This is a genomic window from Sphingomonas sp. (assembly GCF_042096255.1).
Classification (GTDB): domain Bacteria; phylum Pseudomonadota; class Alphaproteobacteria; order Sphingomonadales; family Sphingomonadaceae; genus Sphingomonas.
In genome coordinates, this window is the sequence record NZ_JBELLZ010000012.1 from 44,261 (window position 1) to 56,924 (window position 12,664).

Below are 12,664 nucleotides of genomic sequence, written 5' to 3' on the forward strand. Positions count from 1 at the left end.
GCACGCGTGCAATTCCGGCCGTTCATGCCAGTGCCTCCTGCCGCAGCCGCTTCTGATGGCTGGGCCACATCGAGCGGATATCGACCTCGATTTCGGCATTCACGCCATCGAGATAGGCCAGGCAGCGATTGCGAACCGCGGAGCTCGTCGCCGGACCATCGAGTTCGTAGACGGTCATCAGCCGCGCGGTCGCGTTGTCGATCTCGGCCGAATCCTTGAGGGGCGTGCGCACCATTGCGTGACCGAACAAGGTCCGCATCAGGTTCAGCAACTCCTTCTGCATCGATTTGCCCTCGTCGACTTTCGACGCGACGAAACGCAGGAACCGCAGTTCAGGCGCGAGCCCGCGCTCGGCCAGCTGCTCGACCGTCTCGTCGAGCATCGACAGGAACGCAGCCGTGGATGAGAAGTCCATCACCGTGGGCGGCACCGGCACGACGAGCGAATTGGCGGCGCGGAGCACCGACAGCGAGATTGCGCCGAGCGCCGGCGGCGGGTCCATGACGATCACGTCGAAGCGATCGGCAATGCTCCCGATTCCTTCCCGCAAACGATCGAGAAGCGCGCCGCTGCCACGGGCCATGCGCGCGGCCAATTCGTACTCAGACTGAAAAAGGCGAAGGTTCGCGGGGATGAGCTCGAGCCCATCGAAATGCGTCTTGCGGAGCGCGTAATCCAGTGACGATCGCTCGCCTTCCCGCAGGAATGGATAGAGTGTGTCGTCTTCCCCGAGGTCGAGGTCGGGCACATAACCGAACAATGTTGTAGCCGAAGCCTGGCTGTCGCAGTCGATGAGCGCCACTCGGTATCCCCGAATGGCGAGATACTGGGCGAGATGCACCGCAAGCGTGGACTTGCCGACGCCGCCCTTGAAGTTCTGGACGGCCACGACACAGCACGGGTCGTCCTGGCTTCGGTAAGGCCGCGTACTGAACACGCCTCGCATGTCGTTCAACTGCGCCAGCGTATAGCGTTCCCGGCGGTTGTTGTCGGTGCGCGCCGGCTCCGGAAGGCGACCGTCTTTCTCCGCATCGCGGATCGCCGCCGGCGTTCGACCTACAAGCTCCGCAGCCTTGCCGATCGTGAAGGTCGGTTCGCGGCGGTCGTCGGCACGGGCGCTGCGTGCCGAATCTCGCAGCCGTTCGAGGACCGAAGAGGTTCGGCTCGCGAGCGTGGCGACGGACACGAGACGATCCGCCTCCTCGAGATCGAGACTGTTAGACACCGGCGCACCTTTCGAAACTAAATCGACGCTACACGAACTTGCGCATTTCCGTCAAATCAGGGCTCAATTGCGAAAGTGAGCCGTACTTTTTGCTGCTGAATGAGCTTTTTTGGGGTCCAACCTGACTCGGTGGGGGCAACCAAATTGCACGCGTGCAATTCTCGTCAAGAGGCCCGGCCTCGCCGCGTCACCCAGCTCTCGCAAAACCCTTTCCACGCGGCCGCAAGCTTGACCCCCCGCAGCTTCTCCAACCGTGCGCCCATATGACCACGGAACGCGTCGGCGATCAGGTCAATGTCCCACCCGCCGCCATATTGCCGGCCGATCGCGAACAAGTCCTCGTGCCCGAACCGGATCGAGCCGCTCGGGAACGTAGGGTCCTCGCTTTTCAGTTTTGCTGCTGCCTTGGAAACCGTGGGTAGAGCCCCCTGCCCGACAGTGATCGATTCGACCGTACCGTCGCGGCGCGCGGCTCGTCCGCTCGAATGGCGATCGAGCTCTCCGACGGTCTCGATAACCTCGGGCGGCCCCTTCGGCTCGAACTTGAACTCAAGCTCGGTCACCGTCCTGCCCTGTCGGATTTCCCGCCATTCCACCCGGAAATGCGCTAGCTGGTCGATCTCGGCCTTGGCCTTGTCGAGCACCTTGCGCCTCAGCTGTGCAAAATCGGTATAGACTTCTGGGGGAATGCCGAGTGCGGCTCGCAATGCCGCCATATCCCCCTTCCAGGTTGCTTGCCGGCGGTGAAGCCGCAAGGCGCCGAGTTCGTACAGACGGAGCGCGTAGTTGGATCGGAAGCCGAGCACCGCCTGGCGGTTCAACACCGCGTACGTCTCCGAAGCCTGGATCATCTTGCGCGCGTCAGGCGTGAACTCCCACTCGATCCAGCCCGCTTCGCCGCCCTCCTCTTCCGTCTCCTCGCGCGATCGGGAGATGAGCGAGAAACGCAATGTCGCCTTCTTGCCGCGCCATGATCGATCATCGACGGCGAAGAGCGTACGGTGTAACTCCTCGAGCATGTCGGAGATGCGTTCGTTGCCCTTGTGACCGCGACGAATATCCGCCTTACGCATGCGGTGGGGCTTGTCTTCCCAAGCATCCCCACCCGCGGTCAAGATCATCAGTGCCAACAGACGCGACGCAGTCAAGCTTAGTGACTCGCCCTTGACGAACTTCACCTCGATGATGTTGCCAGGCTTGGCGAACTCTTCGCCGCCCTTCGCCCGTAGCGCCGCCGCAACACGCATCGCGCGACCAGGTGCACCCTCGTCTGCACCCTCTTCGACTTCTCGAACTATTTGGCCAGTATCGGATTCCATGCCACGTTTACGATCGGATTCGGTGTCGGACCGGAAATTGCTGCCTGACCTGACCTCCTTCGTCAAGTCAGGTCAGGATGCGGTGTGGTCGGCACCCCCAAGCGGTCAGGTTCAATCGGGCACGACAAACAATCTTTTCCGAGCTTTGCTGCCGAGTCGTGCGGGTGCAGTTTGCAAAGCCCATTGTCGCCCATTCCGAGCGTTCGAACCGCCGGGTCGGCCAATATCGCGCGTTGCTGATGGCACGGATCAGCACGCCCCCAATCGGTCAGGAATGCCCCGGGAGGTCAGGTTGCCGCCCCCGCGCGGACAGGAAGCAGCCCCCGCCAGGTCAGGCAAACTCCCCCATATGGTCAGGCTCATTGTCGCAAGCTGTTCAAGTCGCTGCGCTTTTCAGGCGTGAATCAGAATCTCTTGAATCACGAATCCTTCCGCTGCGAGCAGCGGCGTTTTCATAGAGTTGTTTTGTGAAGGAGCAGCTAGCGATTCGCGCTCTCCCGACGCGCTCGGCGAATACCGGCGGCAAGGCAGTCGACAGAAAAGGGGAGGGGGGCTGGGCCGGCGAGCAGGAGGTGACCCATGCCGCTTACAGCTAACCGTCCAACACAGGAACTCGTCGACATCGTGGGTGCGCTCGGTGGAACGTGGCACGGTTATGTTGCCTCGTGCCGGTGTCCCGCGCACTGCGACAAGACGCCGAGCCTATCGCTCCGACAGGGCGATCGGGGCATCCTCGTGACATGCTTCGCCGGCTGTGACGCCGAGGACGTGCTGCGCGAGCTGAGGCGCGTCACCGTAACGCGAAGGTTCGAGCCGCCGAAGGCGGACCTTCGCCGCGGCACCGGAAACGTCGAACGGCTCTGGGATCAGGCGGGGCCAGTGGAGGGTACGCTTGCCGAGCGCTACCTGGTCAGTCGCCATATCAACCTGGGTCCGGCCGATCTCCGCTTCCACCCGCGATGCCCGCTCGGCCCCAAGCCGCACACCGTCTTCCGGCCGGCGCTGCTGGTCGGCGTCCGCGAAGGCCGACGGCTTGTCGCCCTCCAGCGGATCTTCATCGACCACGCTACCGGGCGCTACGACAGCAAGGTAATGCTCGGCCAGCCGGGGCAGGGGGCCTGGCAGGGACGCCCGCTGACCGGCGACACCATGGCGATCGCCGAGGGCTTCGAAACCGCGGCGGCTTTCACCACCATCCATGGTGTGCCCTGCTGGGCGAGCCTTGGCGCACGGCGCCTCGATCAGCTCCGCCTGCCCCCCGGCGTGTCGACGCTCCTGATCGCCGAGGACAACGATCCCGAGGGCACAGGTGCGGCCGACCGCGCCGAGGCGCATTATGCCCGTCCCGACCTGACCATCCGGCGTGCGCCACCTCCCGGGCCCATCAAGGACTGGGCGATCGTTCTCGATCGCGAACGGGAAAGGGGAGAGGGGTCGAGTGGGTGATGCTGCCGATTGGGCGGCCGACCCAGGAGACCCCCATGACCGACCTTTTCTCGACGGCATCGAACGCCGATCGATGCGCCGCGCTCCTGCTGCAGGATCGGTTCCGGTCGGGTGAGACGATCACCCGCGCCCTTCTCAACGGAGCGATGACGGAGGCCTATGGCGGCAGCGACGCGCAGGGCCGCTGGACCCAGCGCGAGAGCTTCGAGGTGCTGGAGCACGCCCTCGCACTCCACCTGCGGACGCGGCCCTATGAACTCCAGGCCTTCGCCGACGTCATCGCTCCGATCCGGCTGATGGCGAGCCTGCCGACCCAGACGGTGAGGAGCGAGGAACAGCTCGAATGGCAGCAGTTCTCCACGCCGGCCGACATCGCCGCGCTCGCCGTCCTCCTCGCCAATGCACAGCCCGGCGACGTCGTGCTGGAACCCAGCGCCGGCAACGGGCTCCTCGTGGCCCAGCTACGCCAGGACGTCACCCTACAGCTGAACGAGCTCGACCCCGCCCGACGCGCCCGGCTCGCGCACAGTTTCCCCGGTGCCCAGATTTCGGGGCACGACGGCGCGGCGATCACCTCGCTGATGGCGACATCCGAACGCCCAACACTGGTGCTGATGAACCCGCCTTTCTCCCGATCGCTCGGCCGCGGGGCCGACGATCTCGCGGCCGTGCGCCATCTGCAGGCGGCGTTGCGCCGACTCCGGACGGGGGGTCGCCTCGTGGCGATCATGCCCGACTGGTTCGGCCCGAGCGCTCGCCTCCGCGATCTCTACGAGGCGACGCTGCGCGACGTGGCGGTGCGAACCTCCCTCCGCCTCGAGAAGTGCTACGCCAAGCACGGCACGTCGATCGCCGTGCGCCTCTACGTCATCGACAAGGCGCCCGTGACCAGTGTGCCATCCACGATCCAGAGATCCTCCGTCGCGGAGTTCCTGGACGTCCTCACGATCGTCGACCGGCTGAAGCCGAAGATGGACGTCCCGGCGCCGCCTGTCCGCAAGACCGGGACCACGACCTTGTTCCGGGCCGTGAAGAGCACCCGCCCGGCCGAGCCCCGCGCGTTCCACGCCCCGACCCGCAACGAGGTCCAGCCCGTCGAGTTCACGCCGCTGGACACCCCCGCGCCGATCCTCGAGCAGACCGGCGTCTATCTTCCGTACCGTCCGAGCCGCCTCGTGTTCACGACCGCTGGCGAGCATCCGACCGCGCTGGTCGAGTCCGTCGCGATGGGATCGATCCCGGCGCCGGTCCCCCACCACGTCCCGCGCTTGCCCGAGCGCACCGTCGCCGATCGGCTCCTGTCCGCCTCGCAGCTCGAAACCGTAATCTACGCCGGTGACGCGTGGACCCAGATGCTGCCGGGCAGGTTCCGCCCCAGCAAGGAAGGCGTCGGACTGGAGCTCGCTGACGACGGCCGCGAGTACCGCAAGGGCTTCTTCCTCGGCGACGGCACGGGCGCGGGCAAGGGGCGCCAGATCGCCGCCTGCATCCTCGACAACTGGCTCCAGGGCCGGCGCCGGCACGTCTGGATCACCAAGAACGAGCCCCTGCTGGAGGACGCGCGGCGCGACTGGACCGCGTTGGGCGGCATGTCGGCCGACATCCAGCCCCTCACGAACTGGAAGATCGACGACGTGGTCAAGCTCGACCAGGGGGTCATCTTCGTGACCTATCCGGCGCTCCGCTCGGCGCGGAGCGAGCACACCCGCCTGAAGCAGCTCATCGACTGGGCGCGCGAGGACTTCGACGGCGTGATTGCCTTCGACGAGGCGCACGAGATGGGCGGCGTAGCCGGCGGGGAGGGCGCGCTCGGCGCCAAGAAGGGCTCCCAGCAGGGAATCTGCGGGGTGCTCCTCCAGAACCACCTGCCGAGCGCCCGCGTGCTCTACGCATCGGCGACCGGAGCCAGCGACGTGAACAACCTCGCCTACGCCGTGCGGCTCGGGCTCTGGGGACCGGAGACTGCCTTTGCCGACCGCGAGCAGTTCATCAGCGGCATCCGCAAGGGCGGGATCGCGGCGATGGAGCTGGTCGCGCGCGACCTCAAGGCGACCGGCCTCTACATGGCGCGCGCGCTCAGCTTCGCCGGGGTCGAGTACGACATCCTGAAGCACGCGCTCACCCCCGACCAGATCAAGATCTACGACACCTATGCCGACGCCTGGGGGATCATCCACCGCAACATGGAGCAGGCGCTCGAGCTCACCGGCGTCGTCGACGCGCTCGAGAACGCGACGCTGAACAGCGGGGCGAAGGCGTCGGCACGCTCGCGGTTCGAGTCGACCAAGCAGCGCTTCTTCGGCCAGGTCCTCCTCAGCCTGAAGCTGCCCACCGTCATCGCCGCGGTCGAGGAGCACCTCGCCGATGACAAGTCGGTCGTGCTCCAGCTCGTCACCACCGCGGAATCGATCCTCAACCGGCGTCTCGGCGAGCTCAGCCCCGACGAGCGGGCAGACCTGGAGATCGACCTCTCACCGCGGGAATACGTCATCAACTACCTGCAGCGGGCCTTCCCGACCCGGCAGATGAAGGTCTTCACCGACGACACCGGCACCGCGCGCTCGATGCCGATGGTCGATGACGATGGCAACGCGGTCTACAACCCGGAGGCCGAAGCGGCGCGCGAGCGCCTGATCGAGCACCTCTGCGCGCTTCCCCCGATCATGTCGGCGCTGGACGCCATGCTGGAGCATTTCGGGCACGACAACGTCGCCGAGATCACGGGCCGCACCAAGCGTCTCGTCAGCCGCGGCGATGGCGGCCAGAAGCTCGAATCGCGCTCGACGCGGACCAGCCAGGTCGAGGCGTCGGCGTTCATGGAAGGGCGCAAGCGCGTCCTCGTCTTCTCGGACGCGGGTGGCACCGGCCGATCCTACCACGCCTCGCTCGATGCCAAGAACCAGCAGCAGCGCGTCCACCTCCTGCTCGAGCCGGGCTGGCGTGCCGACCGGGCCATCCAGGGGCTCGGGCGAACCCACCGCACGCATCAGGCCTGCTCGCCGCTGTTCCGGCCCGTCACGACCGACTGCAAGGGCGAGCTGCGCTTCACCAGCACCATCGCGCGCCGCCTCGACAGCCTCGGCGCGCTGACCCGCGGCCAGCGGCAGACCGGCGGGCAGAACCTGTTCGACCCTGCCGACAATCTCGAAAGCGAGTACGCCTGCGCCGCGCTCATCAGCTGGTTCCACCTGCTCCACGCGGGTAAGCTGACCAGCATCACGCTCGGCGAGTTCCAGGATCGCACCGGCCTCGAACTTTGCGACCAGGATGGCGTGCTGAAGGAGGAGCTGCCCCCGATCCAGCGCTGGTTGAACCGCCTCCTCGCGCTGCCGATCGACCTGCAGAACCGCATCTTCGACGAGTTCCTGGCGCTCGTGGAGACGCGCATCGCCGCTGCGCGGGATGCCGGCACGCTCGATGTCGGCGTGGAGACGATCATGGTCGACCGGGCGACGGTCCGCGACGACACGCTGCTCCGCACCGACCCGGTGAGCGGAGCCACGTCCCACCTCCTGACGATCGAGATCGAGCGACGCCGCAACCCCGTGACGCTCGAGCGGATCCTCCGCATCGTCGAGGCGGATGCCACGGCGATCCCGATGAAGAACGCCAAGTCGGGGAAGGTCGCCGTCCAGACCCGTGCCCGTGCCGGAATGAGCGAGGATGGCGCACCGATACCCCGAGTCGAACTGCTCCGCCCTACCCGAAAGGAATATTTCCGGGAGGAGGACCTGTTCGAATCCGCGTGGGAGCAGATCAGCCATGCGGAGCTGGTGGACCTGTGGACTGCGGAGGTTGCGGAGGAGCTCGACACGGTCGACACCGAGACGATCCGGCTCGCGACCGGGCTCCTCCTGCCGATCTGGTCCTCTCTCCCCTCCGACCACCTCGTCGTGAACCGTATCGTGGACGGTGAGGGCAATTCCTGGCTCGGACGCCTCGTCTTCGACTCCCACGTCGTCTCGCTCTTCACCAAGCTCGGGATCGACAAGGCGGACAACATGCCGCCCGCCGACATCGCCGGGTCCGTCCTGGGCGGGAGTTCGACCGCCTCGACGAGGAGCGCAACACGCTCAACAGTCGCTCGAGCATCCTCGAGCCCCATCGCGCCGCCTGAGACTGCGCTTCCGCTTCACCCACGATCGCACGGCTCGCTCGCGTCGCGGCAGGCCGGCGCCTGCCACTCGCCATGCCTCGCCGCCGATCCCTTCCGCCTCTCCAGTCGGAGCCTGTCATGCCGATCCGAACGGTCCACCAGTCGCTCTCCTTCGACACCATCGTCACCGATCATCCGCACCGGCTCGCCGCCGAAGCACACATGATCAAGGTGCTGCGCGAACATGGCGACTGGCCGCAGGACGCCGCCGTCGACGCAGCTCGTTCGGGCAATCCCGCCCTCGTGCGCGACGACGGCGATAGCGAGACCATCGAGATCCGCGACGACAGGCCGGCGGCAGGGCATCACGACCGACAAGGCGATCACCGTCATGTCGAGCCAAGAGCGCAATCTCTCCAACCAGCGACTGTTCAACGTGGGCGTCACCCGCGTCCGCGACGAGCTGACCATGGTGGTCGACGACAAGGAGATGGGACTTCGACGAGGTTGGCAAGTTCGGCAGCGCCAAGGCGGCCGAGGACTTCGCCAAGCGCAACAACGTGGACGTGCGGGACGTCCGCACCCGCGACACCGGCGACGGCGTGGAGCTGGAGGTCCGGCGTTCCAACCTCGACCGCCGCGAGCTGAAGGACAGCGGCGAGGGCCGGCGCGACGGGTGGTGACAGGCGGGCCAGCGCGGTCCCCGTCCACCGGCCGCGCCGTCCTTTTCAGGGGGGAGATACGATGAACCATCTCGCCGGATCGCCCGTCGCGATCCTCATCTTCATGGTTTGCGCGGTCGCGCTGCTCAGCCTGCTGAAAAACACGCTCGGGCTCGGCGGGCCGCCCGCCCCGTTCGCGAAGCGCTTCCTCACCGACCGCGAGCTGGCGATGCTCGCCGCGATCGAGCGCATCCTGCCGGCGCACCGGATCCACGCCCAGGTGGCGATGGGCGCGCTCCTGCAGGTTCCCCGCCGTCTCGGCCGCAGGCCCTCCTACGCCGACCGCAACAGCTTCTCGCAGAAGATCGTCGACTTCGTGGTTCAGGATCGCAACAGCGGTGCGATCGTCGCCCTGATCAAGGTCGACGACTACTCACACAATGCCGCCCGTGACGCGAAGCGCGACGCGATGACGGCGCGCGCGGGCTACACCACCATCCGCATCCCCGGTCGGACCAAGCCGACGTTGGCGAATGTGCGGCAGTCGCTCGCTCCACTGCTTCAGGGCCGCGCTCCTGACCGACGCCGCGCTCGCCGACCGGTTCGATGCGGTCGAGCTCGTCCACTGGCGGGACGACGAGCAGTTCCGATTGCTCATGGTGACGCTGGCCGCGATCCTTCCGCTCAGGCGACCATCCCCGCTTGCCCACGACATGTTCCGGGGCAGGGTGCTCGATCTTACCGACGGGAACACGGGCCGGATCTTCCGGCTCGTCGAGACTCTCGCCATCGCGGCGATCAGGAACGGCACGGAGACGATCAGGCCGGAGGACCTTGACGCGGACGAGCTGGTGCTGCCCACCGTCAGCATGAAGGCGATCGCGACCAGGAAGGGAAAGCGGGGCGCCGGCACCATGCGGGCGGTGTGAGCGCCCGTGGCCGTGATCACGCGGCCCCTGCCGGTGGCGCCGCGGCCCAAACCGGGCGAACTCATATCCTCGTGGCTCGGGCGGACTGCAGCGCGCTATGACATGGATGACGCGGCATTCCGTGCGCTCCTCCTGGGGGAAGACGGCCGGGGGCGGGAGCGGCTCGATCTCCATCTGACCACGGACGAGGTGGCCAGGATCGCCGATGCCTTCCGGCTGCCGCCCGAGCGCGTTGCGACGCTCGGCCTTACACAAGCATGGCCGCGCGTTGCGGTCGATTGGCTCCCGGGTGTCGGGCGAAAAATGCGCGCTCGCGGCAACCTCGATCTGTCCTGGTGCCGCAAGTGCCTGGAGGAGGGTCACAGCTCCGGCGGCACCTATCTCGATCGGGAGGCGGCACTGCCGCTCTGCCTGTGCCATCGTCACCAGCACTGGCGCGTCGACTGCTGTCAGCACTGCAGTCCGGACAATCCGCCCAGGTTCGTCTGGGACAAGGGCGCAGTCGAGCTGGCCTGCGGCGACTGTCGCCGACTGCTGCGGACGCCTGGCCGCCCGATCTGGGCGGATTGCTGAGGGAACGACGATCGGCACATGGGTCGCAAGTTCGAGATCATGCTCCCGTTCGAGCGGTGCCTGCGCTCGGCGTTGCTCGGACATCCGGTGCGTATTGAAGGGGTGGGCAGGGTCGAACCCGCCGAGTTCCTGGCCCTGGTCGACGATCTCACGCGGGCGCTGCTGGTACCCAATCGGTCGAGCACCAGCCTGATAAACCAATACGGGTGTGACTCTCTTCGGATCGAAGCGGACCACAGGCCGAAGGACTGGCGGGAGTGGCCATACCCGGAGTTGGGACCGATGATGCGCGCTTGGGTTCTGTCCGCCATCATCGCGATCGTGTCCGGCGAGACGATCGGCCTGCTGTTCTCGGGCCGCTACTGGACCAGGCACTCCGGTGGCGGCGACGCCCGGTCGCTCGAGTGGCTGTTCGAGCAGGCCGCCACATGGGTCAAAGCCATGCTGATCCGGGGTAGCGCACGCTGGCCCGCACCCTTGCGCGAGCGGATGCGGACGCTTCACGCAGGATCCGGCCTGGACGTCGACGACATCCTGATCCGGTTCGAGACATGGCGGGCGGAAGAAGATCGCGTCCGGTTCGGGACGCAGCGCGCGGACTGGGAGCAGTTGATCGATTGGTCATGGTTGTAAGGCATCACCCGCTTCGGCGGCTGACATCCAGGCCTGCGGCGCTGGAGTTGACAACAGCCGCTATGTGCGTATATTGTGCATCTATCCAGCGGAGACGTAAGTATGGCGACCGCCTTCCTTGTAGATGAGCAGCGCGCTACACGGCTGGCCTCGAGCTTCGTTGCGAGCCTGCAGGAGCCCAAGACCCCCTATATCTCACCCAAGCGGGTCGCGCAGGCACTCGGCGTCCAGCTGTCGCGGCTGGCGGAGATCGCGGGCGTCCATCGCAACACGCTCGCCAACCCGGCGTCCGAGCGGCTTCAAGATCGGCTGCGCGACATGGTGCGCGTGATCATGGCGGCGTCCGAGCTGACCGGCGACTTGGAGCAGGCAATCTACTGGTTTCGGAACGAGCCGATCGTGACGCTCAAACGCCAGACGGCCGCGGAGCTTGTCGCGGCTGGACACACCGAGGCGGTGATGGCGCATCTGTCCGAGCTGGTCGACGGGGCGAACGGATAATCGTGCTGCGCATCGCGCTCGGTCCGAGCCACTACTATCGTTACCTCACTCCCAAATGGGCGTATCTGCCGCTGAGCGGGGCGGGGGCGGCGCTCAGAGGCGGGCGGTTCAACAGACCCGGGGTCGAGGCGCTATACCTCTCGGCGGAGCCGGACACCGCGCTCGCCGAGTACAGGCAAGGCTCCAGCCTACCAAACCCAGCGACGCTCGCGGCCTACCGGACCGCACTGGCGGATGTCGTCGACCTATCGGCCGGGTATGATCCTGCCCATTGGAGCACCGCCTGGGCGGATTGGAATTGCGACTGGCGCTGGATCGCGCGTGTCGAGCACAAGGTGCCGCCGTCATGGCAGTTGGGCGACGAGGCGATCAGCTCAGGCGCCACGGGCCTGCTGTTCCCGTCTACCCATCATTCGGGTGGAATCAACCTCGTCGTGTTCATCGCAAATCTAACGGCGGGAGATCGGCTTGCCGCGCATGACCCTGATGATATGCTGCCCAAGGATCAGCGGTCGTGGGAGCCGAGACCGTCGTGAGCGCAAGGAGTCGCACAATGGCCGGACGCGACGAGGAGCGCGAAGAAACGAAGTTCGCCTACGAGACGCTCATTCGCCTGGCCAACAGCTGCGAGCGCGAAGCGGGTCGCGGCAAGACCGTAACGCCGATCGGCTCGGACCTTAACGAGGACGATCTTCGCACCATCGCCGACATCCTGCGCAAATTTGCGGCGACGATCACGCAGGAGGCGGTGTGAGCGGAGACGGCCACGGTGGGCTTCAGGAGGCGTAAGCTCTTCGTTTCAAACGCAAAGCCGCTAGAGCGATAACATTGATTATGTTAAACTGATGTGTTGTGCGAGGGGAGAGTCGGGGATCGAACGATATCAGCAAGGCGAAAGAGCAGTGGGTGGTTGCGCTCCTGCTCTTTCGTCCGGATCGCAATGTTCATGGATACGGCTGGTAAGCACCAGATCGCGCGCCAGGTTACACCACGCGAACTGCACAGACCGAGCGCGCGCCGCCAGTCGTTCGGCTTATGGGGCATGTCGGCGTCAGGACGGCCGAGTTCGGGCCGGACTAGGAAGTGAGCGGCGTCGCTGAGTTCGCCGCCATCGCTGATTTGCAGGATTGGAAGCGAGCCCAAATCCGCGCACTCGCCCGAAGACGAAAGGATCAACAATGACGGTGAAACAACGAACGCTGGGCGGCGAGTTGCGCGTGTCGGCGCTGGGACTGGGATGCATGGGTATGTCCGAGTTCTACGGACAGGCCGACGACGCC

Annotated in this window: 10 protein-coding genes; 8 read left to right on the top strand and 2 right to left on the bottom strand. The window is 66.1% G+C overall.

Annotated elements, in window-relative coordinates; genetic code table 11:
- Window positions 1-22: 22 nt before the first annotated feature.
- Together ACFDTH_RS04190 and ACFDTH_RS04195 are read right to left on the bottom strand one after the other, a co-directional pair.
- Complete coding sequence (locus ACFDTH_RS04190) at window positions 23-1,225, bottom strand: AAA family ATPase (RefSeq protein ID WP_375286242.1); 1,203 nt, start codon at window positions 1,223-1,225, stop codon at window positions 23-25.
- 164 nt (window positions 1,226-1,389) lie between these two features.
- Window positions 1,390-2,472 (bottom strand): replication initiation protein, encoded by a 1,083-nt coding sequence (locus ACFDTH_RS04195; RefSeq protein ID WP_375286254.1) that lies wholly within the window; start codon window positions 2,470-2,472, stop codon window positions 1,390-1,392.
- A 651-nt stretch (window positions 2,473-3,123) separates the two neighbouring features.
- On the opposite strand from ACFDTH_RS04195, the gene ACFDTH_RS04200 reads away from it, so the two are divergent.
- From ACFDTH_RS04200 to ACFDTH_RS04235, 8 genes are all read left to right on the top strand, one after another.
- Window positions 3,124-3,990, top strand: coding sequence for a toprim domain-containing protein (locus tag ACFDTH_RS04200; protein WP_375286243.1), 867 nt, complete (start codon window positions 3,124-3,126; stop codon window positions 3,988-3,990).
- Between the two features lie 35 nt (window positions 3,991-4,025).
- Window positions 4,026-8,312: a strawberry notch-like NTP hydrolase domain-containing protein gene (locus ACFDTH_RS04205; protein WP_375286244.1), complete on the top strand. Its 4,287-nt coding sequence runs from the start codon at window positions 4,026-4,028 to the stop codon at window positions 8,310-8,312.
- Between the two features lie 518 nt (window positions 8,313-8,830).
- Window positions 8,831-9,586 carry a DUF2726 domain-containing protein gene (locus tag ACFDTH_RS04210; protein WP_375286245.1) on the top strand — a complete coding sequence of 252 codons (756 nt, stop codon included), beginning with the start codon at window positions 8,831-8,833 and terminating at the stop codon, window positions 9,584-9,586.
- 97 nt (window positions 9,587-9,683) lie between these two features.
- A complete protein-coding gene (locus ACFDTH_RS04215; RefSeq protein ID WP_375286246.1) occupies window positions 9,684-10,250 on the top strand; it encodes a TniQ family protein in 567 nt (188 codons plus the stop codon).
- A gap of 18 nt (window positions 10,251-10,268) precedes the next feature.
- The gene (locus ACFDTH_RS04220) at window positions 10,269-10,883 is read left to right on the top strand and encodes a hypothetical protein (RefSeq protein WP_375286247.1); all 615 of its coding nucleotides are present in this window, start codon (window positions 10,269-10,271) and stop codon (window positions 10,881-10,883) included.
- A 102-nt stretch (window positions 10,884-10,985) separates the two neighbouring features.
- The gene (locus ACFDTH_RS04225; protein ID WP_375286248.1) at window positions 10,986-11,384 is read left to right on the top strand and encodes a hypothetical protein; all 399 of its coding nucleotides are present in this window, start codon (window positions 10,986-10,988) and stop codon (window positions 11,382-11,384) included.
- 2 nt (window positions 11,385-11,386) lie between these two features.
- Complete coding sequence (locus ACFDTH_RS04230) at window positions 11,387-11,920, top strand: RES family NAD+ phosphorylase (RefSeq protein WP_375286249.1); 534 nt, start codon at window positions 11,387-11,389, stop codon at window positions 11,918-11,920.
- A gap of 17 nt (window positions 11,921-11,937) precedes the next feature.
- Window positions 11,938-12,138 (top strand): hypothetical protein, encoded by a 201-nt coding sequence (locus ACFDTH_RS04235; protein WP_375286250.1) that lies wholly within the window; start codon window positions 11,938-11,940, stop codon window positions 12,136-12,138.
- Window positions 12,139-12,664: the final 526 nt, after the last annotated feature.